Source organism: Pseudomonas sp. GD04019 (genome assembly GCF_029837695.1).
Lineage (GTDB): Bacteria > Pseudomonadota > Gammaproteobacteria > Pseudomonadales > Pseudomonadaceae > Aquipseudomonas.
Window position 1 is genome coordinate 115,242 of sequence record NZ_JAOEEA010000009.1, and the last position, 23,543, is coordinate 138,784.

Here is a 23,543-nt window from a genome sequence, read left to right on the forward strand (position 1 = left end):
GCTGAAAGCCTGGCGAAAGTTTCGCCCCCTAGGATCGCGACCAGGGTGGCGAGAACCACCCATAAAACGCCGGGTGCGTGGTTGCCCCGGTGTGACAAGAACAACAATCGGAGACCACATGATGCGATCTGCCCATCGGCAGGCCTCGGCGCCTGTCCGTCGCTTCAGCCTCAGCCTGCTCGCCTGCGCCCTGGCGCCTGCCGCCGCGCACGCCGCCTTCGTCGAAGACAGCAGCGCCACCCTCACCACCACCAACATCTACCTCAATCGCGACTTCCGTGAAGGCGATGGCCAGAACAAGCGCGAGGAATGGGGCCAGGGCTTCCTGCTCGACATCCAGTCCGGCTACACCGAAGGCACCGTCGGCTTCGGCCTGGACGCCCTCGGCATGCTCGGCGTCAAGCTCGACTCCGGCGGCGGCCGCACCGGCACCGACCTGCTGCCGGTGCAGGACGACGGCGGAACCCCGGACGAATTCGGCCGCCTGGGCCTGACCGGCAAGATCAAGCTGTCCAAGACCGAGCTGCGCTACGGCTCACACATCCCCGAGCTGCCGGTGGTCAAGGCCAGCGACAGTCGCCTGCTGCCGCAGGTGTTCGAGGGTGGCCTGCTGAGCTCCAGCGAGATCGACAACCTGAGTCTGCTCGGTGGGCGCTTCGACAAGGTCATCGACCGCGCCTCGACCAACTCCGAAGACATCATCCTCAACAGCAAGAACAGCCGCTTCGCCGGTGGCGTGACCGCCGAGCACATGGACCTGGCCGGCCTCGACTGGACCTTCGCCAAGGGCATGACCGCGCGCTACTACTACGCCGACGTCGAAGACATCTACCGCCAGCACTTCCTCGGCCTGCTCGCCAGCCAGCCGTTGGGGGGCGGCAGCCTGAGCGCCGACCTGCGCGTCTCGATCAGCGATGACAGCGGCTCGGCCGAGGCCGGCAAGGTCGACAACAACGCCTGGAACGGCCTGCTCTCCTACGCCCACAGCGGGCACAAGGTCGGCCTCGGCTACCAGCACCTGAGCGGTGACACCGGCTTCGCCTACCTCGATGGCAGCGACCCGTTCCTGGTCAACTTCGTGCAGATCAACGACTTCGCCAACGCCGAGGAGCGCTCCTGGCAGGCGCGCTACGACTTCGACTTCGCCACCCTCGGCGTGCCCGGCCTGAGCTTCATGACCCGCTACATCAAGGGCGACAACGCCCAGGTCACCGGCAGCGACGAAGAAGGCCGCGAGTGGGAACGCAACACCGAGGTCAAGTACGTGGTGCAGAGCGGCCCGCTCAAGGACCTCTATGTGCGCCTGCGCAACGCCAGCTTCCGTTCCAGCTTCGCCCGCGATGCGGACGAGAACCGTGTGATCGTCGGCTACAGCCTGCCGATCTGGTAAGCCACAATAAAACTCCACAGGAGAATGATCATGAACACTGCCCTGTCCCGTATCGCCCTGGCCTTCGGTGCCCTGGCCCTGTCCAGCCAACTGCTGGCCGAACCCAAGCGTCCCGAATGCATCGCCCCGGCCAAGCCCGGTGGCGGTTTCGACCTGACCTGCAAGCTGGCCCAGAGCGGCCTGAAGGACAACGGCCTGCTCAAGGCCCCGATGCGCGTCACCTACATGCCTGGCGGCGTCGGCGCCGTGGCCTACAACGCGGTGGTCGCGCAACGGCCGAAGGACGCCGGCACCATCACCGCGTTCTCCTCCGGCTCCCTGCTCAACCTGGCTCAGGGCAAGTTCGGTCGCTACGACGAGAACGCCGTGCGCTGGCTGGCCGGCATCGGCACCGACTACGGCGCCATCAGCGTGCGCGCCGACTCGCCGTACAAGACCCTCGACGACCTGGTGCAGGCCCTGAAGAAGGACCCGGGCGGCATCGTCTTCGGTGCCGGCGCCACCATCGGCGGCCAGGACTGGATGCAGACCGCGCTGATCGCCCGCGCCGCCGGCATCGATCCGAAGGCGCTGCGCTACGTGGCCTTCGAGGGCGGCGGCGAGACCCTCACCGCCATGCTCGGCGGCCATGTGCAGGTCACCTCCAGCGGCCTCGGCGAAGTCACCCCGCAACTGGCGGCGAACAAGATCCGCATCCTCGCGGTGCTCTCCGACCAGCGCCTGCCGGGCAAGCTGGAAGGCCTGCCGACCGCCAAGGAACAGGGCTACGACATCGTCTGGCCGGTGATCCGCGGCTTCTACATGGGCCCGGAGGTCAGCGACGCCGACTTCGCCTGGTGGAAGGGCCAGTTCGACACCCTGCTGGCCAGCCCGGAGTTCGCCAAGCTGCGTGAACAGCGCGACCTGTTCCCGCTGAACATGACCGGCGACGAGCTCAAGGCCTATGTGTTCAAGCAGGTGCAGGACTACAAGGCCCTGGCCGGCGAATTCGGCCTGGTCCAGTAAGGCCACCCCTCTCCTCCCGGGAGAGGGTGGCCCGCAGGGCCGGGTGAGGGAGTCGCATGCCCCGAGGCATCCCTCACCCCTAGCCCCTCTCCCGGAGGGAGAGGGGAACAACCATCCTTGCTCAGGAATACCACCATGTACGTCCGCCTGTTTGCCGCGGTGTGGCTGCTCGTCTGCGCCTTTCTCGCCGTGGTCGCCTGGGGCTTCCAGGCACCCTTCTCGTATGACCCGGTCGGCCCGCGCGCCTACCCGTTGCTGTTGCTGTTCCTGATGGCCGCCTCCGCCCTGTGGTTGCTGTGCAAACCCAACGGCGAACCGACCCTGCCGATCTCCTGGGCCCTGGCACGCAAAGTCAGCCTGTGCGTCGGCGCCATGCTCGCCTACGCCCTGCTGTTCGAGCCGCTGGGCTTCATCCTCAGCACGGCGCTGGCCGGTTTCAGCCTCGGCCTGCTGTTCGGCGGCCGCCCACTACTCAGCCTGGTCAGCGGCGCCCTGATGGGCGTGCTGCTGTACCTGCTGTTCGACTATCTGCTGGACGTGCCGCTGCCGCTCGGCCTGTTCGCCGCTTTCCTGGAGAGCTGAGATGGAAACGCTGAATTTCTTGATGCAGGGCTTCGATGTCGCCACCCGACCGACCAACCTGCTGGTAGCGCTGTTCGGCGCCTTCGTCGGCACCGTGGTCGGCCTGCTGCCGGGCCTTGGCCCGATCAACGGCGTGGCCATCCTGCTGCCGCTGGCCTTCGCCCTCGGCCTGCCGCCGGAGACGGCGCTGATCCTGCTGGCCGCCGTGTACCTGGGCTGCGAGTACGGTGGGCGCATCTCCGCCATCCTGCTCAACGTGCCGGGCGACGCCGCGGCGATCATGACCACCCTCGACGGCTACCCGCTGGCGCGCCAGGGCAAGGGCGGCATCGCCCTGTCGCTGTCGGCCATGAGCTCGTTCATCGGCAGCACCATCGCCACCATCGGCGTGGTGCTGTTCGCGCCGATCCTGGCCAACTGGGCGGTGGCCTTCGGCCCGGCCGAGTACTTCGTGCTGATGGTGTTCGCCATCGCCTGCCTGGGCGGCATGGTCGGTGACAAACCGGTGAAGACCCTGCTCGCCGCGCTGATCGGCCTGGGCCTGGCCACGGTCGGGGTGGATGCAACCACCGGCGTGTACCGCTTCACCTTCGACAGTGTCGGCCTGTCCGACGGCATCCAGTTCGTCATCGTGGTGATCGGCCTGTTCAGCGTCAGCGAGGTGCTGCTGATGCTCGAACACACCGCCACCGGCCAGCAGGCGGCCAAGGCCAGCGGACGCATGCTGTTCAACGCCAAGGAATTCGCCTTCACCTGGTGGAGCAGCGTGCGCAGCTCGCTGGCCGGCTTCGTCATCGGCGTGCTGCCGGGTGCCGGGGCAACCATCGCCAGCGCCATCACCTACATGAGCGAGAAGCGCATGGCAGGCAGCTCAGGCCGCTTCGGCGAAGGCGACCTGCGCGGCGTGGCGGCACCGGAGGCGGCCAACAACGCCTCGGCCTGCGGCTCGCTGATCCCCATGCTGACCCTCGGCGTACCCGGCTCGGGCACCACCGCGGTGATGATCGGCGCCCTGACGCTGTACAACATCACTCCCGGCCCGCTGTTGTTCGAACAGCAGCCGGACGTGGTCTGGGGCCTGATCGCCTCGCTGTTCATCGGCAACGTCATCCTGCTGGTGATGAACATTCCGCTGGTCGGCCTGTTCGCCCGCATGCTCAGCGTGCCGACCTGGATCCTGGTGCCGGCCATCACCATCATCTCGGTGGTGGGCGTGTACGCCGTGCACAGCACCACCTTCGATCTGGTGCTGATGGCCGCGCTTGGCCTGTTCGGCTACCTGCTGCGCAAGATGGATTTTCCGCTGTCGTCGCTGATCCTCGGCTTCGTGCTCGGCGAGATGATGGAATCCAACCTGCGCCGCGCCCTGTCGATCAGCAACGGCGACCTGGCGATCCTCTGGTCCAGCCCGATCACCGTCGGCCTCTGGGCCCTGGCCGTACTGATGCTTGCCCTGCCCGGCATCCGCTGGTGGCGCGCCCGCCGCAAGCTGCAGGCAGCGCATGCCTAACTGGCTGTTGACCCCCGTCGCCGGCGCCGCCGGCGGCTACCTGGCCAGCCTGATCGGCTGGCCTTTGCCGTGGATGGTCGGCTCCCTGCTAGCGCTGATGCTGCTGCGCTGCCTCGGCGGCTTCGATCTGGCCGAGGTGCCGGGTGCACGCAAACTCGGCCAGTGGCTGGTCGGCACCGGCATCGGCCTGCACTTCAGCCCGGCGGTGCTGGAGCAGGTGCTCGCCCATGGCGGTGTGCTGCTGGTCGGCGCCGTCGCCACCAGCCTGACCTGCCTGATCGGTATCGCCCTGCTGCGCCGCGCCGGCGTCGACCGCGCCACCGCGTTCTTCGCCAGCATGCCCGGTGGTGCCAGCGAGATGGTCAACCTCGGCCAGCGCAATGGTGCGCAGACCGGCGAAGTGGCAGCGGGCCAGAGCGTGCGTCTGCTGCTGGTGGTGCTCTGCGTGCCGGCGCTGTTCCAGTGGTGGCTGGGCGCCGCACCGACCCTGGCGCACAGCGGCGCTGCGAGCGACCTGCCGACCCTGGCCGCGCTGCTGGCCGGTGGCGCGCTGTTCGCCCTTCTCTGGCAGCGCCTGCGCCAGCCCAACCCGTGGCTGCTCGGGCCGATTCTGTTCTCCGCCGTCGGCGCGGTGTGGCTGGATCGCCCGCTGAACCTGCCCGGCGGCACCAGCGAAGTCGGCCAATGGCTGATCGGCAGCGCCCTGGGTTGCCATTTCAGCCGTGAGTTCTTCCGCCGCGCGCCGCGCTTCATCGGCCTGGTGCTGGTCGCCACCCTGCTTGCGATGCTCGCCGCGGCACTGGCGGCCGAGGCCCTGAGCTGGCTGGTCGCGCTGGATCACCGCTCGCTGATGCTGGGCATGATGCCCGGCGGCATTGCCGAGCTGAGCCTGACCGCCGAGGCACTGGCCCTGTCGGTACCGCTGATCACCGGGCTGCAGGTGCTGCGGCTGATGTGCGTGCTGTTCTTCGCCGAGCCGGCGTTCCGCCTGTGGCAACGACGCCCCTGAACCCTCGTAGGAGCGAGCTCTGCTCGCGAAGGCATTGTTCGCGAGCAGAGCTCGCTCCTACAAAAGCCGCGGCAAAAAAATGGGCGACCGAAGTCGCCCTAAATGCCTTGCGTGCACTGGTTCGGAGGGATCACTCGGCCTTGGCGATTGCCTTGGCCTTCTTGTGCGAATCCTTCCAGATGAACAGACCGACGCCGCCGAAGAAGGCGACCATCAGGGCGACTGTGCCGATGCCGGCGAGAACTACGGTATCGAGGAACATGGCGGCCTCCTGAGCTGTGCCGTGTCGTGATGGGCTCAGATTAGAGGAGGCGTGGCGGCGGGAATTGATCCGGATCAATGTCCGGTGGGGTGAGCGCCGCGACAGGGCGCCGCAGGCGGATGACGACTCGCGCGCGATAAGGCTCAGCGCTTCTTCTTGGGCTTGGATTTGCTCTTGCCCTTGAGCGGCATGGCCTGTTCGAAAGCCTGGCGCATGTCGTCCAGCTTCTTGTCGTGCAGGTCGTGGATGCGCTTGCCGCGCTCGGCGGCAAAATCGATCAGCTTGTCGTCGCTCATGGTCGGGACCGGATCAGGCGAAAGGTGAGGTTGATGCGTGGCGCCACCGGCTTGCGGGTTTTCGCCACCTGATGCTGCCAATGATGCTGCGTTGCGCCGGCCATGACCAGCAGCGAACCGCTAGCCAGTTGCAAAGAATGCTCGATGCGCCCGCTGCCCTTGCGGCGCAGGTCGAAACGCCGCGGTCCGCCGAGGTTGAGCGAAGCGACCAGCGGGTTACGCCCGAGCTCGGGTTCGTCGTCGCTGTGCCAGCCCATGGAGTCATTGCCGTCGCGGTAATAGTTGAGCAGCACGCCGTTGAGCGGCTGGCCTGCGGCCTCCTCCACCCGTCGGCGAATCTCGCTCAGCAGCGGCGTCCAGGGCAGCGGCTGGTGCACCAGGCCGGAATAGCGGTAGCTCGCCTCGGGGTCGCCATACCAGGCCAGCAGGCGCGGCACCGCGATGGACTGGCCATGAATCCGCAGCTGCGGTTGTTCCCAGGGCGTTTCGGCGGCCAGCTGCTGCAGCCAGTGGTCGGCGGTGGCGACATCCAGCCAGTGCGGTCGAAAATCCAGCTCGGCGTCTGGCAGCTCTAGTACTTGGGAATCGAACAGATCCACGCGGGTCAGACTTCCACGTCCACCCACAGGCCCTGGCGCGGCAGCTCTTCCAGCAGCTTTTCCTCCTCGGGGCTGTGGGCCTCCAGCTCGGCCAGCTCTTCCGGGGTGTAGCCGCGGCGCTGACGCCGGCGCTGTTCCTCGCGCAGCAGCTCCTCGGCTTCCTGCGGGTGCCGCTTGTCCAGGCCCACAGCACTCTCGTTGGCGCTCTCGTTGGTCGGCGTCACCGGCGGAATGTCCGGGCGCGGCTTGATCACGTCCTGCTGGGCGGTGACCGGGACCAGGCTATGGGGAATGGGCGGTAGCATCGGGGTCTCCTGTTAACCCTGCTGTCGGCCGGGTGCTGTGCGACTTGAACGACCGCTACACTTTCGACTCAGGCCGCACACATTGATTCAGCCACGGGCGTCGCCCTCGACGCGGCGTTCCGCTAACATACGCGGCTTTTTTCGCAGCTGGGGCATTTCATGGCAAGTAGTGGCATTGTGCAGTACCAACCGGGGCAACGCTGGATCAGCGACAGCGAGGCGGAACTCGGCCTGGGCACCATCCTCACTTCCGACGGCCGCCTGCTCACCGTGCTCTACCCGGCTACCGGCGAAACCCGCCAGTACGCCCTGCGCAACGCCCCACTGACCCGCGTGCGCTTCGCCCCGGGCGACGAGATCACCCATTTCGAAGGCTGGAAGCTGACCGTCCAGGAAGTCGAGGACGTCGACGGCCTGCTGGTCTACCACGGCTTCGATGCCCAGCACGCGCCCTACAGCCTGCCGGAAACCCAGCTGTCCAACTTCATCCAGTTCCGCCTGGCCAGCGACCGCCTGTTCGCCGGGCAGATCGACCCGCTGAACTGGTTCGCCCTGCGCTACCACACCCTGGAACACCAGAGCCGCCTGCTGCAGTCCAGCCTATGGGGCCTGGGCGGCGCCCGCGCCCAGCCGATCGCCCACCAGTTGCACATCGCTCGCGAAGTCGCCGACCGCATGGCCCCGCGCGTCCTGCTGGCCGACGAAGTGGGCCTGGGCAAGACCATCGAGGCCGGCCTGGTGATCCACCGCCAACTGCTCTCCGGCCGCGCCAGCCGTGTGCTGATCCTGGTTCCGGAAAACCTGCAGCACCAGTGGCTGGTGGAGATGCGCCGCCGCTTCAACCTGCAGGTCGCCCTGTTCGACGCCGAGCGCTTCGCCGAGAGCGATGCCAGCAACCCGTTCGAGGACACCCAGCTGGCGCTGGTCTCCCTGGAGTGGCTGAAGGACAGCGAGAAGGCCCAGGACGCCGCTTTCGCCGCCGGCTGGGACCTGCTGGTGGTCGACGAGGCCCACCACCTGGTCTGGCACCCGGAAAAGGCCAGCGACGAATATCGTCTGGTCGAACAGCTGGCCGAGACCATCCCCGGCGTGCTGCTGCTCACCGCCACCCCGGAACAGCTGGGTCTGGAAAGCCACTTCGCCCGTCTGCGTCTGCTCGACCCGGACCGCTTCCATGACCTGGAAGCCTTCCGCGCCGAAAGCGCCAACTACAAGCCGATCGCCGAGGCGGTGCAGGAGCTGCTCGACGAGGGCCGCCTGTCCGAGAAGGCCCACGCCACCATCAGCGGCTTCCTCGGCAACGAGGGTGAAGCGCTGCTGGCCGCCGTCACCGATGGCGACAGCGACGCCGCCGCCCGCCTGATCCGCGAGCTGCTCGACCGCCACGGCACCGGCCGCCTGCTGTTCCGCAACACCCGCGCCGCCGTGCAGGGCTTCCCCCAGCGCGAACTGCACCCCTACCCGCTGGCCAACCCGGTGGAGTACATGGAGCTGCCGCTGGGCGAGCACGCCGACCTCTACCCGGAAGTCAGCTACCAGGCCCAGGACAGCAGCGAAGACACCCGCTGGTGGAAATTCGATCCGCGCGTGGACTGGCTGATCGACACCCTGAAGATGCTCAAGCGCGTGAAGGTGCTGGTGATCTGCGCCCACGCCGAAACCGCGATGGACCTGGAAGACGCCCTGCGCGTGCGCTCCGGCATCCCGGCCACGGTGTTCCACGAGGGCATGAACATCCTCGAGCGCGACCGCGCCGCCGCCTACTTCGCCGACGAGGAATTCGGCGCCCAGGTGCTGATCTGCTCCGAAATCGGCTCCGAAGGCCGCAACTTCCAGTTCAGCCACCACCTGGTGCTGTTCGACCTGCCGTCCCACCCGGACCTGCTCGAGCAGCGCATCGGCCGCCTCGACCGGATCGGCCAGAAGCACGTCATCCAGCTGCACGTGCCGTACCTGGAAAACAGCCCGCAGGAGCGCCTGTTCCAGTGGTACCACCAGGCGCTGAACGCCTTCCTCAACACCTGCCCGACCGGCAACGCCCTGCAGCACCAGTTCGGCCCGCGCCTGCTGCCGCTGCTGGAAGACAGCGACGACGGCGTCTGGCAGGCCCTGCTGGACGAGGCCAAGGCCGAGCGCGAGCGCCTGGAAGGCGAGCTGCACAGCGGCCGTGACCGCCTGCTGGAGCTCAACTCCGGTGGTGCCGGCAACGGCCAGCAGTTGGTCGAGGACATCTTTGAACAGGACGACCAGTTCGCCCTGCCGATCTACATGGAAGAACTGTTCGACGCCTTCGGCATCGACAGCGAGGACCACTCCGAGAACGCCCTGGTGCTGCGCCCGAGCGAGAAGATGCTCGACGCCAGCTTCCCGCTCGGCGACGACGAGGCGGTGACCGTCACCTATGACCGCAATCAGGCCCTGGCCCGCGAGGACATGCAGTTCCTCACCTGGGAACACCCCATGGTGCAGGGCGGCATGGACCTGGTGCTGTCCGGCTCGATGGGCAACACCGCCGTGGCGCTGATCAAGAACAAGGCGCTGAAACCCGGCACCGTGCTGCTCGAGCTGCTCTACGTCAGCGAAGTGGTAGCGCCCAAGGCCCTGCAGCTGAGTCGTTTCCTGCCGCCGGTAGCCCTGCGCAGCCTGCTCGACCCGAACGGTAACGACCTGGCCAGCAAGGTCGCCTTCGACACCCTCAACGACCAGCTGGAAACCGTGCCGCGCGCCAGCGCCAACAAGTTCGTGCAGGCTCAGCGCGATGTGCTGGCCAAGCAGATCAACGCCTCCGAGGCCAAGGTGCAACCGCGCCATGCCGCCCGCGTGGACGAGGCGCGCCAGCGCTTCACCGCCACGCTGGACGAGGAGATCGCGCGCATGACCGCACTGCAGGCCGTCAACCCGACGGTACGCCCAGCCGAGATCGAAGCCCTGCGCAAGCAGCGCGAGAGCGGCCTGAGCTACCTCGACAAGGCTGCCCTGCGCCTGGAGGCGATTCGGGTACTGGTGGCTGGCTAACCAGGAGGCGATTGGTAGCCCGGATGAAATTCGGGAATGCTGTTGCTCCGGTCCCGGACTTCATCCGGGCCGCTTCAGTGGATGGTAGGAGCGGCGTGGCCGCGATGCTTTGCAAGTTGGTAATTGCGACCAATCCCGCCACATCCACCAGAAACAGAAAAGGGCAGCCCAAGCTGCCCTTTTTTCTTGCCTGCGACTCAGGCGCCGCCGATCTTGGCGCGCATCTTCTCGCACATCTTGGTCATCTCGTCGTAGATGATCTGCGGGCTCTGCCGCTTGATCGCCCAGGCCATGCGCCCCTGCTCGTGGGGCAGGATCATGAACTCGCCCTTGGCCACTTCGTCGTAGACATAGGCGGCGATGTCCGCGGCGCTGATCGGGCTGCCTTCCAGCAGCTTGCCGACCTGCTGCTTCATCTCCGGCGTCGGGCCGCGGAAGGAGTCCAGCAGGTTGGTCTGGAAGAACGATGGGCAGACCACGTGCACGCCCAAGCCCTCGGGCTTGAGCTCGATCAGCAGGCTCTCCGAGAGCGCCACCACGCCGGCCTTGGCCACGTTGTAGTTGCTCATCGCCGGGCCCTGCATCAGCGCCGCCATGGAGGCGATGTTGATGATCTTGCCCTTGCTGGCGCGCAGCAGCGGCAGGAAGGCCTTGCAGCCCTTGATCACGCCCATCAGGTTGATCGACAGCTGCCAGTCCCAGTCTTCAAGGCTGAGGTCGGCGAAGAAGCCACCGGCGGCCACGCCGGCGTTGTTGACCAGCACGTCGAGGCCGCCGAAGCGCTCCTCGCAGGCCTGGGCCACGGCGGTCAGCTGGCTGTAGTCGCGCACGTCGCAGCGCAGGGTGAAGCCATCGCCGCCAGCCTCGCGCACCAGCTTGAGGGTTTCCGCCAGGCCGGGCTCGTTGACGTCGCACAGCGCCAGGCGCCAGCCTTCACGGGCCCAACGCAGGGCGATCTCGCGTCCCAGACCGGAACCAGCGCCGGTGATCATCATGCGGTTCTGCATACTGCTTTGCCTTTGTTCTGTGGTGAAGTTGGGCCGAGTGTAGCCAAGGCATCCCGCGCGGCGGCACTGAATCAGGCGGCTGAATGACGGGCCACAAGTGCCGTCAGAACCTGTCGCTCACTGCCCTGCCCCATCGAGGCGCTGGATCACCGGCAGGATCAGGCTGGCGGTAAGCTTGCGGCAGTCCACCGTGCCCATGAAGAAGCAGCCTGTATGGATCACCGGCAGGCTATCGATACGCTGCTGCTCCATGCGCTCCAGCGCCTTATCCGCGAAGTGCTGCTCGCCAGCGATCAGCAGAAAAAGGATGGTTGAGGCATGCATCACCTGCGCTCCTTGTCGATCCGGGCCTCAACCCGCATCCGACACGCCGCCTCCGGCGCGCCGCGGCAAGTGCAAAGGGGTACCGCAGTTGTAAAGCCAGGCCTGCGCCACCCTGGCCCTAGAGCAGGTCGTGATAACCGTACCGCTCAGCGCCGCAGCAGGCGCCAGAGCAGCCACAGGTAGACCGGCACGTTGATCGCCAGCACCACCGCACCGAGCCATAACTGGATCTGTGGCGTCAGCCCGGCCGGATAGATCAGCGGAATCAGGTAGTGCTCGACGAAGCCACCGTCATAACCGGCCTGCCCCGCCGCCTGGCGCAGCTGGTTCTCCAGCGGCGTCAGCGGGCAATACAGGTGCAGCAACTCCACTGCCACGCCCCAGGCCGCCGCCGGCAGATGCAGCAGCGCCAGGCGCGGCCAACGCAGCACCAGCAGTCCGCCAGCGAGCACGAACAGGATGAACAACAGATGCACCACCACGACCGCATCGGCGGCTAATCGCAACAGCATTTCATTCTCTCCAACAGCCTCTCTCGCCCGCCTGTTGGAATATTCAACGGGCAAACTCGCCGACATTAAACAGGCGCTCAATCTTTCTCACCATATATCAATGAGTTAGCGTCAAAACGCAGAAGCTAAACATTCTTATTTATATTAATTTTTATATATAATTCAAAGACTTATATTTGACCAAAAGCAACTTCAGGCGCAAACTTCAAGCCTATCCAGCCGTATTCACACATCACCACTCAGGGCGAGGCGCATCATGAAAGGCGACAAGAAGGTCATTCAGCATCTGAACAAGATCCTCGGCAATGAGTTGGTGGCGATCAACCAGTACTTCCTGCATGCACGCATGTATGAAGACTGGGGCCTGGAAAAGCTCGGCAAGCATGAATACAAAGAATCCATCGACGAGATGAAGCATGCCGACAAGCTGATCAAGCGCATCCTCTTCCTCGAAGGCCTGCCCAACCTGCAGGATCTGGGCAAGCTGATGATCGGCGAGAACACCAGGGAAATGCTCGGCTGCGACCTCAGGCTGGAACAATCCGCGGTCCCCGACCTGAAGGCCGCCATCGCCTACTGCGAGAGCGTCGGCGACTATGGCACCCGCGAGCTGCTGGAAGACATCCTCGAGTCCGAGGAAGAGCACATCGACTGGCTGGAAACCCAGCTGGGCCTGATCGACAAGGTCGGCCTGGAGAATTACCTGCAGTCGCAGATGGAAGAATGATCCATTCGTAACGAAAAAGCCCCGCCAGTGCGGGGCTTTTTCGTTTCGGCCGTCAGGGCCTGGTGCTGGCAGCCACGTAGGGCGGCTCGTCGGCCTGCATGATCTCGTCGATGATCTTCGCCGACAGCGCCTGCACCTGGCGCTCGGTCATGTTGGAGAAGAACGTGCCCCAGCCAGACGAGGTGGTCCGGTAAGTGCGATTGCCCAGCAGCTCTCCCGACTGCAGATCGTAGAAGGCGACCTTGGCATCGACCCAGGCGTCCCCGGTGGTCGGGCCGAGGAGGCTGCGACGCAGCTGGCTCAGGTAGCGGAAGTTGGTCACGTCCACGCTGACCATCACCCCGGGAACGTCGATGGTCCGCCGCTCGGCCAGATGAGTCATGCGGTACAGCGAGTGGAAGGCCTGGTCGTCGAGATTCGACTGCAGGGAATGGCGCAGATCCTGCCAACTGGCATTGGCCTCGGACTGCTCGCTGCTATGGAGGCTGACCAGCACATTGCGCCTGGCCTGCTTGTCGATGATCAGATCGCCCGAGGTGGCGCTGGTATCCACCTGGGCGGCACAACCGCTCAGCAGGGCAACGGCAAGCATCATGATCGTAGCGCGCATGGTGGCTCCTAGTTTGATGGCGGAAGACTTGTTCACAGGCAGTTCATATCCGAGCCACAGGCATCGCCATCGGCCAGTGCCGGCGACTGCATACGCACCATGGCCTCGGAGGTGATGACGATACCGCGCCGCCCGGCCTGGCAAATGTCCGCGTAGTTGCCGACAGCAGCCCGCGAGGCCTCGCTGAAGCTGCCCTCGGTGCCGGAATTGTTGAAGCTAGAAGCAGCACTGAGCAGACGATCGACAATCGGCACCACCAGTTTCAGGCAGTACTGCACGCGGATCTTCAGCAGGTTGGCGTCCTGGATGCCGGTGCCGGGACGGTACATCAGGTTGTCGTTGGGGATGGCGTAGTCTGATTCGTCCGCATCGAACTCACCATAGGCACTGAAGTCACCCAGATTGGGGCTGATTCGGGTAACCAGCATGAAGTTATCCACTTCGGCCCCCGCCTCCACATTGGCCAGGTCCTTGCTCGCATCGGTGTTGTGATGAACGAACATCGGCGTGATGCCGCGAATCAGGCCGCGGCGAATACCTTCGTAGCTGGCATTGTTCACCGCCCCCAGGCGGGCGGCCTGGAAGGTGGCGAAGTTGAGGGTGTTCTTCGCCGAATAGATGAAGGCCGCCTGGATGGTACCGAAGATCAGCATGACCAGTACCGGCAGCACGATGACGTACTCCACTAGGGCCTGGCCATGCTGATTGCTTCGGCTCACCTCAAGGCTCCTGGCGATCCAGTGGCTGGAGAGGCACGTCGAAGGCCTGCATCACCGCCTCGGCCTTCTGCGCCACCGGTGCGACACGCGGGTCGTCGCGGTTGATGTGCAGGTACATCTCCGCCACCGTGTGACCGACTCCCTGCAACTGCAGATAGATCAGGTTGTGCCAGGCCTTGGCATGCTTGGAGTCGCGCACCACCGCCTCGCGGTAGGCCTGTATCGCACCTTCCACATCCCCCTGCTTGGCCAGGCTGTTGCCCAGGCGGTAGCGCACCTCGGCGTCCTGGGGCAACTCCTTGACCAGTGCGCGATAGCCCCGGGTGGAACTGGCGAAATCACCTTCGTTGTAGGCCGCGTTCGCCTCACGCTGCACTTCCAGCAGATCGCCACTCGGCATGCCGGCGCAGCCGGTCAGGGCCAGCAGCACGCCACAGATAATCAGGCCACGCATGTGATCACATCCCCCTCAACAATCTTCAGCCTCTCCGCTTCGCCTGCGGCCAGTTCCACCACACTGCACGCGCCGCGACAGGCGGCCATGCGCCAGGGGCGAAGCTGCGCGCAGAGCTTGAGTATCCGCCCTTCGCCATCGAGAAACAGCACATCGATGGCGTAGCCCATGAACCAGCAATGCACGGCATTGCAGGGCTTGAGCCAGATGCCCTCGCTGGGTAGCGGCTGCGGCCGCCCGAGCAGGCCGCGCGCACGGCGCAGCATGTCGAAGGCGGCTAGCAGATGCAGTTCGGCGATCGCCTCGCCTTCTCTCTGCACCCGTACCGCGCGATATCCCGTTTTCATCGTCATTGCGCCATGAACTTGACCGCGATCGGGAACAGCAGGATCACGAAGGTCAGCGGGAAGATGAACAGGATCAGCGGGATGATCAGCTTCACCGGTGCCTGCATGGCCGTCTTCTCCGCACGCTGGAAGCGCTCTTCCAGGCGCTGCTGGGCCTGAATTTGTAGAGTCGACTTGAGGCTGGAGCCCATCTTCTCGGCCTGCACCACGGCGCGCACGAAGGTGGCGATGTCCTTCAGGTTGACCCGCTGCTCCATGCGCATGAGCGCCTCGGCACGCGGCAGGCCGGAACGGATATCACGCAGGACGATGCGGAACTCGTTCTTCATCGCCCCATTGGGCCCTTTCTCCACTGCCTGCTGCAGGGCGCCGAGGAAGTTCAGGCCGGCGTCCACGCACATGGTCAGGTATTCGAGGAACACCGGCAGGTTGCGCACGATGTCGCGATCGCGGCGGTTACGGGTGTCGGTGATCCACAGCTCCGGCAGCACGGCCCCGAGGGCTATCATCAGCAGCAGCACCGACCACATCACCCCGCTCTTGCCACTGATCATTGGCAGCAGCGCGATCAGCGGCAGCAACAGGGCCAGGGACACGCAGAGGCCGAAGTAGTCTTCCGGGGTCAGCACATACAATGCGCCGGTACGCTGCAGGCGCTTGTCCAGCCAGTCGAGGAACTTGGGGGGCAGCATGGAGCCGATGAAATACGAGACCAGGCGCACCAGCGGCCAGATCGGCTTCATCAGCGGCGGCACCGGGTCCGTGTAGGAGCGGTTCTCGTCCGGCAGATAGCGGAACAGCGCCATGAACACCAGGATCGAGCAGGTGACTGCGACGCCGGTACCGGCACCGCTCAACAGGGCAAGTAGCTCGCTCATCAGGCGTCGATCCGGGTGATTTTCTTGATAAAGAGGAAACCGAGCACCTCCATCACCACCATCACCGCCAGCACCATCAGGCCCACGCGCGTGGTGTAGAGCTGACTCATGGCCTCCGGCTCGATGGCGCTGAGAATGCCGGCGAGGAAGATCGGCAGCATGGCCATGAAGATGCCCTGAGCGCGGCCCTGGGAGGTCAGGCTGTCGATCTTGCCTTCCATCACCTTCTTGCGTCGCAGCATGGTGGCCATGCCGTTGATGGTCTCCACCAGGTTGCCGCCCACTTCACGGCTGATGCGCACGGCCGAGCTGGCCATGATGAAGGACGGCAGCGGAATGCGCTCCTCCATCTTCACCAGGGCGTCCTCCAGGGTCACGCCCAGGCGCAGCTTCTTCACCAGCAGGCCGAACTCCTGGCTGAGGGGGGCCGGCGACTGCTGCACCACGTTCTCCAGCGCCATGTTCAGGCTGGCGCCGGACTGCAGGCTGCTGGACAGCAGCATGAAGGCGTCCGGCAGCTGCTCCTCGAACTTCATCAGGCGCTTGCGCTTGAGCATGCGGAAGAACATGCCCGGGACGAACAGCGTGAGGATCGCGCCGGCAACGGTGAGCACCAGGATGTCGAACAGCACGTGCAGGAACAGCGGCACGAACACCAGCAGCATCAGGTTGAAGACGAACAGCTGCTGGCCGCTGGCGAAAATGAACATGTCGGCCAGCTCCACCTCGGCGCTGGCGCTGAACTGGCGGCGGTAGAAGCCCATGTTGGCCAGGATCACCCGACCGAAGATCAGCGCCAGGCAGAAGGCGCAGAGGGCGATCGCCGCCACGCTGAGGATCAGCATCAGGCCGCCCATGTCAGACCTCCTGGTTGCTCTTGAAGATGCCCATGTCCACCGGGATGCCGCGGCTGCGCAACTCCTCGTAGAACTCCGGCACCTGGCCGGTGGCCATGTAGCTGCCCTTGACCCGACCATTCTGATCGAAGCCCTGCTGACGGAAGCAGAAGATCTCGTTGAGCAGAATGGTGCCCTGCTCCATGCCGGTGATCTCGGTGATGCTGGTGATGCGCCGCGAACCGTCGCCGAAACGCGTCTGCTGCACGATGATGTGTACCGCCGAGGCGATCTGCTCGCGAATGGCCTGCACCGGCAGGTCCATCCCCGCCATCAGCACCATCACCTCCAGGCGGCGCAACATGTCGCGCGGCGAGTTGGCGTGGCCGGTGGTCAGCGAGCCGTCGTGGCCGGTGTTCATCGCCTGCAGCATGTCCAACGCCTCGCCGCCACGGCATTCGCCGACCACGATACGGTCCGGGCGCATCCGCAGGCAGTTGCGCACCAGATCACGAATGGTCACCTGCCCCTTGCCCTCCATGTTCGCCGGACGCGATTCCAGCGACACCACATGAGGCTGCACCAGCTTCAGCTCGGCGGCATCCTCCACGGTGACCACCCGCTCTTCCGGCGGAATGAAGTTGGACAGGATGTTCAGCAATGTGGTCTTGCCCGAACCGGTACCACCGGACACCACCACATTGAGACGCTGCTCGACCGCCGTGCGCAGGAAGGTCACCATAGGCTCGTTGATCGAACCGTAGCGGATCAGGTCGTCGGTGGTCAGCTTGTGCTGGGAGAACTTACGAATGGTCAGGCACGGGCCCTTGAGCGCCAGCGGGGGGATGATGGCGTTGACCCGCGAACCGTCCTTGAGACGCGCATCCACCATCGGTGAGCTTTCGTCGATACGACGACCGAGTGGCGAGATGATCCGTTCGATGGTCGCCATCACCGTGGCGTCGGAGCTGAAGTTGATGCTGGAGCGCTCGAGCCGGCCGGACCGTTCGACGTAGATGTCGTCATGCCGGTTGACCATGATCTCGGTGATGCTCTCGTCGGCCAGCAGGTCCTCCAGCGGGCCGAGACCGACCGCCTCGTCCAGCACGATCTTGTGCAGTACCGCGCAGTCGATGCACTTCGGCAGGCGCGCACGGATCTGCTCCATGATCTCGTCGACCAGCTCGGCCAGCTTGGCCCGCACCTCGTCATGGGCCATGGTCTCCAGGTCCATGCGGCGCAGGTCCATGGCGCGGAACAGCTCGCCGTGGATGTACTTGGACCACTCCATGTATGCCGCCTGGTCGTGGCTGACGATACCGGCGGCCTCCGCTTCGTTGAGCGGTTGCCCCTCGTCGGTGGGCGGCATGTCCTCGGTCTCGACCACCAGCGGGCGCACCCGCACCAGGTAGCCACCGATACCGATCTGATCGTTCTCGCTCAGGGGACCGTAGCGTCCCACCAGCTTGCCGTTGACCTCCAGCTCGTAGCCGCGGCTGAGATCCTCGACGAACAGCCCGGCCAGGGAGCGCTCGATGCGTGCATGCACCGGCGCCACCCGCCAGCCGCGCAAACGCAGAATGCAGGTGCGCGCCTTGCCCAACTCGCACTGATTGGCGGCGCAGGTAACCTTGTCGACCGGCTGGCCGTTGCGGTAGCTGACTTCTAACTCGAACATCCGTCGCTCCTCAGTCCAGCAGGCCTTTCTTCACCGTTTTCTCGAAGTCGCCGAGCATGCGCTCGGCACGGTCCAGTTCACGCTGGTTGGCGGTGGCGGTGGTGCCGGTCATCAGCTCCGGAGTGATGAAGATCACCAGCTCGGTCTGGCCGCCCTTGAAGCTCTTGTTGCGGAAGAAGGGGCCGAGCACCGGGATATCCTGCAGCCACTTCACACCCTCGTAGGTCTGCTGGGTGTCCTTGTTGACCAGGCCGGACAGCACCAGGGTCTCGCCGATCTTCAGCTGCACCTCATTGTCGGTGCGGCGGGTCTTGAACGCCGGGTAGTCGCCTACCTGGTTGGCCTTGTCCAGCTGGCTGATCTCGGCCATCACCTTGGCCGCGACCCGGTCACTGCCGTAGATCTGCGGCGATATGTTGAGGATGATGCCGAACTCCTTGTACTCCACCGAGGGGCCGTTGATGCTGCTGGTCACCACCGGCACCTCACCCCCCACGGTCAGCTCGGCCACGCCACCACTACGCGCGGACAGGCGCGGCGAGGCCAGGGTCAGGGCAGAGCCGTTCTTCTCCAGGAAGTTGATGCGCGAGGTGATTTCGGTGGCGATGCCCCAATAGCCATTGGTGCCGGTATTGCCAACCGCATCGTTGAGATCGTCGAAGGTGCCCGAATCGCTGGGGAACTGGCCACGGAAATAGGGGTTGGTGCGTTGGTCCGACGAGAAGGCGAAGCTCGGGCCATTGATGCTGGTGCTCCAGTTGACGCCCAGCTCTTCGACATCATCCTTGGCAAACTCGGTGATGCGCACATCGAAGTAGATCATCGGCGCGACGAACTGCGACATCGGCTGGGCCAACACCAGCATGTCCGGGTAACGCTCCTGCAGCAGCTTGATGCGATCCATGTCGATCTGGTTGAGATCACCGTCCACCACGATCTGCCGGCCGACGGTCTTGATCGAGATGCCCGGAATCTGTCCGAGCATGGCACGCACTTCTTCCAGCATCAGGCCGGAGTCGGACTTGATGGCCGCGCCATTCTGCTCCTCGGCCAGCACCAGCACGTTGTCGTAGAACTTCACCGCGTCCTTCACCCGCTGCAGGTCCTGACTGTGCAGGCGTCCCTCCAGCACCACCTGACGGCCGACGGTACGAATCTTCAGACCGGGCACATCACTCAGCAGAGCGCGCAGCTCGCCGATCTGGCGATAACCGTTGGCCTTCACCACCACCACACCCATCTGCTCGCGGTGACCATCGGTGAACCAGGCCTGCACCGTAGTCTCCCCTTCGCCCTCGGCGGTGAGGACCATCTCCTGGTTCTTCAGCAGCGTGGCGCTGATCATTTCCACATTGCCGACCGCCAGACGCTCGATGCCCGGAGCTTCGAGCACCCGGACATCGCCGCTATACAGTGTCAGCTGCGCCGGCAGGCTCTCGGCCGCTGCCTGCGTCAGCGTGCCCATCCCCATCAGTAGAACCAGAAGTCGTGCTTTCATCGTTGTTGTCTCGGAGCCCTAGCGTTTCTTTTTATGCGTGAGCAGTGCGCCGCCCACGGAAATTCACACGTACACCGGTCGGCGAGCGCTCTCGCCGACCGAACACGCCACATCACTCCATGCGAATAGTCTGAATCGGGATGATGCCGTCCTTGCCGGTCCCCCCCGGAATGAACTGCACCATGCGGCTGGCCTGGGGCGCGGCGCCCTCCTGCGCCTCACCGGCCACCGCCAGCGCCGTATCGGCCTGGGCCTGGCCCTCGACCGCCGCGCTGATGCCGGACGCCAGCACATTACCGTTGGCATCCACCACTTTGCCGTCCACCAGCTTGCCCACCACTTTGCCGCTGGCGTCGTAAACGGTATCGCCCTTGACCGTGCCGATAGCCTTGCCAGACGCATCGCGAGCCACCCGCACCGCATCCTGCTGGACCTCGATGTCGACCGCATCGGCCAGCACCTGGCCGTCCTTGCCGATTACCTTGCCGTCCACCAGCTTGCCGACTTCGCGCCCCTGCTCGTCGAGCACGCGGTCACCGACCACGGTGCCGAGGACTTTGCCTGAGGCATCGCGAGCCACCCGGACGCCGTCGTCCTTGGGCCGGCCTTGCTCGTCGAGCATGACCTTATCGACCTGGCCCAAGGCCTTACCGTCGGCAGTCAGCGCCTTGCCGTCCTTGATCTTGCCGATCACCTTGCCGTTGCCATCAACCACCTGGCCATCGATCACTCGGCCGATGATCTTGCCGTTGGCGTCGCGCACCACTTCGCCTATCTGCCCAACGACCTTGCCCTGGGCATCCACCACAGCAGTGCTGACCTGCCCGAGTACCTTGCCTTCCAGGCCGACCGGCTTACCGTCCTTGACCACACCGATGACCTGACCATTGGCGTCGACCACCTTGCCGTCGACCACCCGGCCGATGACCTTCCCGGTGGCATCACGCACAATCTGCTGCTCGCTGCCCCGCTTCTGCGGGGAGGCCTGGGCAGTGGACTTGCTCATATCGATCACGCGCCCCTGAGCATCCAGAGCCGCATTGCGCTCGACCCTGCCGAGGGTCTCGCCCTTCAACCCCACCGCCTGGCCATTCTTGACCACACCGATGACCTTGCCGTCGGCGTCCAGCACCTTGCCGTCCTTGATGCGTCCGACCACGTTGCCGTCGGCATCGCGCACCACATCGGCACGCTCGCGCATGCGCAGCAGCGGGTCATTGGCGGCCACGTTCTTGGCTACCGTGCCCAGAGTCTTGCCGTCGAAAGACACGGCTTTGCCGTCGACCATCTTGCCGACGATGCGGCCCTGGGCATCGACCACATTGTCACCGACGATGCGACCGACCAGCTGGCCATCGGCGCCCAGCACCACGTCTGCGGTTTCGGCCGGTGGCGGGTCGAGCAGGTTGGCCACTGTGACCTGACCCAGCTTGGCAAAGCTGGTGTCCTTGGGATGGCGCAGCACGGCGACAAGCTCACCGCTCTTCTCCGCCAACTCGACGCGCGCCACCTGCTGCGGGGTCAGCTGCAGGGTGACGGTGGAGAAGTTCATGTTGAAGCCGTCGGCAGAATTGCGATCGAAGAAGGTCTCGTACTTGCGCCCGCTGGCGTCTTCGCGCCCGGCAGCTAGCACCACCACATTCTCCAGCACGGTCATGATCACGTCGTCGGCGTAGTTGGGCTGCTTCTGCAAGCCAATATCGGTGGCGCTGAAGGTACCTAACAGATCGACATGATCGCCGGGGCGCAGCAGTCCATCGAAGGAGTTGATCTTGCTGATCTTCACCGTCTTGCCACGCTTGCCCAGCTCTACGTTCTCGGAGAAACGGCTCACCGAGCTGCCTTCCACGGCGCTCCAGGTGATCGGCTTGCCCTTCTGCAACGGCGCCTCGACCATGCGCCCGTCGAGCTTCTTCCAGTCCTGGGCCAGCACTGCGCCAGACGGTACGAACTGCGCAGGTACATCCAGCGCGGCGACCTTTTCTTTTCTGATCACCTCGGCCTTGCCCATGTCCTGGCGCGGCACGATCAGCGTGACCTTGCGCTCCACCGGGGGCTTGTAGGCCTCACGGTATTGAGCCTCCTTGCTCTTCAGGTACATCCACGCCGCACCGCCTGCGAGAACCCCGCAGACCACGGCGATGATCAACAACTTGCTCCCCGAAACCGGCTGCATGCCCTATCCCCTAGCGAATCAAACTCTTGTTATGGCGGCCCGCGCCAGCACGGGCCTGTATGCTTGCGGCGGCTCTAGTAAGGCCCGCTCAGTGTCCAGTCGCTGGCGCCCTCGGTGAGCAGCCAGCGACCTGCGCAGCTGCCGCCCATATCGGCGCTGTCGATGTAACCCAGATTATTGGTTGGTGACTCCACCACAGCGTTGTCGGTGGTAGTCACCTGGTTGCCCGAACCGTCGTCTTCGGTCTTGTCGAAGGTGTAGTTGCCGCTGCCTGGGTAGGCGCTCAGCTCGCTGTTGACCCAGTCCAGGCTGCGCACGACGCAACGCGAATAACCGCTCCAGTTGTCGATGGTGGCCGACTGGCTCAGCACCATCTCGACCAATTCGCCATCCGGCACCTTGACGGTGGTATAGGTCTCGCCCGATACCTGAACCTTGGATAGGGAATAGATATAACCATCGACCTCGTAGCCGAAGTCGCTGGCCTGGCCACTACTGTCCAGCACCTTGACCAACCGGGTATCGACCACGGTAGCGTTGCTCGGCACCTTGTCGGTCAATTCGCCCTTGAGCGGATCGTAGTACTTGCCGTCCACTTCGTAGCCGAAGCCCCGCAGTTGGCCACCGACCAGGATGGCCTTGAGCGCGATCCGGTTACCGTTCTTGTCGACGAAGACACTGCCAATGCTGACGCCGGCAACCTCCTTGTCGCCAATCTTGACTACCTGCTCGCCGGTTTCCGGATCGAAGCTGTATTCGCCAATCTCCTCGCCACTGAGGTCGTAGATGGTGTTGCCGCTGACCGTTCCGATCACATTGCCCTGGTCGTCATAGACATAGCTGACCTTATTCAGTGACTCGGTGGGAGCCTTGTTCGGATCTTCCTCGCCGCCATCGCCGGGAATGGTGCTGTCATCCTCGACCTCACCGTCGTCCGCTGGCGGAGCAGCAACCTCGACATCGCCATAGTCCTGGATATCGCCAATGGCAGCCGAATAACCCTCGTAATTATTGTGTAGCGCGTCTAGCAAAGCAGGCACGCAGCCTTTGGCACTGCTGGCGACGGTACAGGGCGTCAGAGTCAGGGCCGCAATGATGCTGCCGCCGATGCCTAGCGCTACCAGGTACTCGGCCATGGATTGCCCGCACTGCGCTCTCATCAGCGATCCATCCGGTTGAGCAGGATCTGGGTCTGCTCGCCAGCGGTACGCAGGAACACCACCGACAACTGTTCACGCCCCTTGCTGTAGATCAGGGTGGCGTTGTTCTGGCTGGACTGACGACGATTCAGCTGCCAGCCGGCACGCACCATCTCGGCCTCATACCAGCGCGTAGCAACATCAAGGGTCTCGGGATAGAGCAGCATCACCAGTTGGCCATCGCGGAAGCGATCCTGGCTCTGCATGTCGGTCACCACCACCGCATCGGGCGGCATAGGCACGCCGCCGCCCAGAGGGCGCTGAGCCAGCTCCTCGTCTGGCGGGTTGACCAGCATCAGGCGCCCCTGGGTCTGGCCCTCTGCGGTGCGCAGCTGAACCATCATCATGCAGTCTTCGTTGATGTGGAGTATCTGCTGCCAGGCGCCGAACTCGGTGAAGTCCACCTCGCCTTCCCACTGTTTGCCGTAAAAGCCGCGCACCGTCTCCAGTGGCGCCTCGGTACGGAAGCCCTTGACGCTCATCGGCAGGTTATTCCACTGCACAGCCTCGGCTACCGTGGCCAACTGCATGCTGTCCGTGATCGGAAAATCGTCAAAATCACAGTCCGCACGGACGACTGCCAGAGGCAGTAGAGCCAGCAGCAC

General features: G+C 64.6%; 25 protein-coding genes. 7 read left to right on the forward strand and 18 right to left on the reverse strand.

Annotation, left to right across the window (positions count from 1 at the left end; translation table 11 throughout):
- Positions 1-121: 121 nt before the first annotated feature.
- From N7607_RS15340 to N7607_RS15360, 5 genes are all read left to right on the forward strand, one after another.
- Positions 122-1,390 carry an OprD family porin gene (locus N7607_RS15340; RefSeq protein ID WP_279868065.1) on the forward strand — a complete coding sequence of 423 codons (1,269 nt, stop codon included), beginning with the start codon at positions 122-124 and terminating at the stop codon, positions 1,388-1,390.
- Between the two features lie 30 nt (positions 1,391-1,420).
- Complete coding sequence (locus N7607_RS15345) at positions 1,421-2,395, forward strand: tripartite tricarboxylate transporter substrate binding protein (RefSeq protein ID WP_279867917.1); 975 nt, start codon at positions 1,421-1,423, stop codon at positions 2,393-2,395.
- Positions 2,396-2,530: 135 nt separating this feature from the next.
- The gene (locus tag N7607_RS15350; protein ID WP_279867915.1) at positions 2,531-2,977 is read left to right on the forward strand and encodes a tripartite tricarboxylate transporter TctB family protein; all 447 of its coding nucleotides are present in this window, start codon (positions 2,531-2,533) and stop codon (positions 2,975-2,977) included.
- 1 nt (position 2,978) lies between these two features.
- Positions 2,979-4,487: a tripartite tricarboxylate transporter permease gene (locus N7607_RS15355; protein WP_279867914.1), complete on the forward strand. Its 1,509-nt coding sequence runs from the start codon at positions 2,979-2,981 to the stop codon at positions 4,485-4,487.
- Positions 4,480-5,496: an AbrB family transcriptional regulator gene (locus N7607_RS15360; protein ID WP_279924028.1), complete on the forward strand. Its 1,017-nt coding sequence runs from the start codon at positions 4,480-4,482 to the stop codon at positions 5,494-5,496. The genes N7607_RS15355 and N7607_RS15360 overlap by 8 nt, the downstream gene beginning before the upstream one ends.
- Before the next feature lie 130 nt (positions 5,497-5,626).
- On the opposite strand, the gene ccoM is transcribed toward N7607_RS15360, so the two are convergent.
- The 4 genes from ccoM to N7607_RS15380 all read right to left on the reverse strand — a co-directional run bounded on the left by ccoM (position 5,627) and on the right by N7607_RS15380 (position 6,958).
- The gene (gene ccoM, locus N7607_RS15365) at positions 5,627-5,758 is read right to left on the reverse strand and encodes a cytochrome c oxidase subunit CcoM (protein WP_256662106.1); all 132 of its coding nucleotides are present in this window, start codon (positions 5,756-5,758) and stop codon (positions 5,627-5,629) included.
- A gap of 143 nt (positions 5,759-5,901) precedes the next feature.
- Positions 5,902-6,054, reverse strand: a complete 153-nt coding sequence (locus N7607_RS15370) for a hypothetical protein (RefSeq protein WP_279867431.1) — start codon at positions 6,052-6,054, stop codon at positions 5,902-5,904.
- Positions 6,051-6,653, reverse strand: a complete 603-nt coding sequence (locus N7607_RS15375; RefSeq protein WP_279867433.1) for an alpha-ketoglutarate-dependent dioxygenase AlkB — start codon at positions 6,651-6,653, stop codon at positions 6,051-6,053. Before N7607_RS15375 ends, N7607_RS15370 begins: the two co-directional genes overlap by 4 nt.
- Before the next feature lie 5 nt (positions 6,654-6,658).
- Positions 6,659-6,958 (reverse strand): aspartate-semialdehyde dehydrogenase, encoded by a 300-nt coding sequence (locus N7607_RS15380; protein ID WP_279867435.1) that lies wholly within the window; start codon positions 6,956-6,958, stop codon positions 6,659-6,661.
- Positions 6,959-7,117: 159 nt separating this feature from the next.
- On the opposite strand from N7607_RS15380, the gene rapA reads away from it, so the two are divergent.
- Positions 7,118-9,973: an RNA polymerase-associated protein RapA gene (rapA, locus tag N7607_RS15385; RefSeq protein ID WP_279867436.1), complete on the forward strand. Its 2,856-nt coding sequence runs from the start codon at positions 7,118-7,120 to the stop codon at positions 9,971-9,973.
- 197 nt (positions 9,974-10,170) lie between these two features.
- Here rapA and N7607_RS15390 read toward each other — a convergent pair whose 3' ends face one another.
- The 3 genes from N7607_RS15390 to N7607_RS15400 form a co-directional block, all read right to left on the reverse strand.
- Complete coding sequence (locus N7607_RS15390) at positions 10,171-10,980, reverse strand: SDR family oxidoreductase (protein WP_279867438.1); 810 nt, start codon at positions 10,978-10,980, stop codon at positions 10,171-10,173.
- Positions 10,981-11,097: 117 nt separating this feature from the next.
- Positions 11,098-11,304, reverse strand: coding sequence for a hypothetical protein (locus N7607_RS15395; RefSeq protein ID WP_279867439.1), 207 nt, complete (start codon positions 11,302-11,304; stop codon positions 11,098-11,100).
- 146 nt (positions 11,305-11,450) lie between these two features.
- Positions 11,451-11,816 carry a DUF2784 domain-containing protein gene (locus N7607_RS15400; protein ID WP_279867440.1) on the reverse strand — a complete coding sequence of 122 codons (366 nt, stop codon included), beginning with the start codon at positions 11,814-11,816 and terminating at the stop codon, positions 11,451-11,453.
- A 256-nt stretch (positions 11,817-12,072) separates the two neighbouring features.
- Here N7607_RS15400 and bfr point away from each other — a divergent pair, with 256 nt between their 5' ends.
- Positions 12,073-12,543, forward strand: coding sequence for a bacterioferritin (gene bfr / locus N7607_RS15405; protein WP_279867442.1), 471 nt, complete (start codon positions 12,073-12,075; stop codon positions 12,541-12,543).
- A gap of 52 nt (positions 12,544-12,595) precedes the next feature.
- Here bfr and N7607_RS15410 read toward each other — a convergent pair whose 3' ends face one another.
- From N7607_RS15410 to N7607_RS15460, 11 genes are all read right to left on the reverse strand, one after another.
- Positions 12,596-13,153: a DUF4410 domain-containing protein gene (locus tag N7607_RS15410; RefSeq protein ID WP_279867444.1), complete on the reverse strand. Its 558-nt coding sequence runs from the start codon at positions 13,151-13,153 to the stop codon at positions 12,596-12,598.
- Between the two features lie 32 nt (positions 13,154-13,185).
- Positions 13,186-13,872: a pilus assembly protein gene (locus tag N7607_RS15415; protein ID WP_279867446.1), complete on the reverse strand. Its 687-nt coding sequence runs from the start codon at positions 13,870-13,872 to the stop codon at positions 13,186-13,188.
- Between the two features lies 1 nt (position 13,873).
- A complete protein-coding gene (locus N7607_RS15420) occupies positions 13,874-14,326 on the reverse strand; it encodes a tetratricopeptide repeat protein (protein WP_279867447.1) in 453 nt (150 codons plus the stop codon).
- Complete coding sequence (locus tag N7607_RS15425; RefSeq protein ID WP_279867448.1) at positions 14,314-14,673, reverse strand: DUF192 domain-containing protein; 360 nt, start codon at positions 14,671-14,673, stop codon at positions 14,314-14,316. Before N7607_RS15425 ends, N7607_RS15420 begins: the two co-directional genes overlap by 13 nt.
- 2 nt (positions 14,674-14,675) lie before the next feature.
- The gene (locus N7607_RS15430) at positions 14,676-15,551 is read right to left on the reverse strand and encodes a type II secretion system F family protein (RefSeq protein ID WP_279867449.1); all 876 of its coding nucleotides are present in this window, start codon (positions 15,549-15,551) and stop codon (positions 14,676-14,678) included.
- The gene (locus N7607_RS15435; protein WP_279867450.1) at positions 15,551-16,408 is read right to left on the reverse strand and encodes a type II secretion system F family protein; all 858 of its coding nucleotides are present in this window, start codon (positions 16,406-16,408) and stop codon (positions 15,551-15,553) included. The genes N7607_RS15430 and N7607_RS15435 overlap by 1 nt, the downstream gene beginning before the upstream one ends.
- 1 nt (position 16,409) lies before the next feature.
- On the reverse strand, positions 16,410-18,065 hold the full coding sequence (locus N7607_RS15440; protein WP_279867452.1) for an ATPase, T2SS/T4P/T4SS family: 1,656 nt from the start codon (positions 18,063-18,065) through the stop codon (positions 16,410-16,412).
- A 10-nt stretch (positions 18,066-18,075) separates the two neighbouring features.
- Positions 18,076-19,563, reverse strand: a complete 1,488-nt coding sequence (locus tag N7607_RS15445; RefSeq protein ID WP_279867453.1) for a pilus assembly protein N-terminal domain-containing protein — start codon at positions 19,561-19,563, stop codon at positions 18,076-18,078.
- Between the two features lie 112 nt (positions 19,564-19,675).
- The gene (cpaB, locus tag N7607_RS15450; RefSeq protein WP_279867455.1) at positions 19,676-21,739 is read right to left on the reverse strand and encodes a Flp pilus assembly protein CpaB; all 2,064 of its coding nucleotides are present in this window, start codon (positions 21,737-21,739) and stop codon (positions 19,676-19,678) included.
- A 74-nt stretch (positions 21,740-21,813) separates the two neighbouring features.
- A complete protein-coding gene (locus tag N7607_RS15455; RefSeq protein ID WP_279867456.1) occupies positions 21,814-22,899 on the reverse strand; it encodes a hypothetical protein in 1,086 nt (361 codons plus the stop codon).
- Positions 22,899-23,468: a hypothetical protein gene (locus tag N7607_RS15460; protein WP_279867457.1), complete on the reverse strand. Its 570-nt coding sequence runs from the start codon at positions 23,466-23,468 to the stop codon at positions 22,899-22,901. Before N7607_RS15460 ends, N7607_RS15455 begins: the two co-directional genes overlap by 1 nt.
- Positions 23,469-23,543 lie beyond the last annotated feature (75 nt).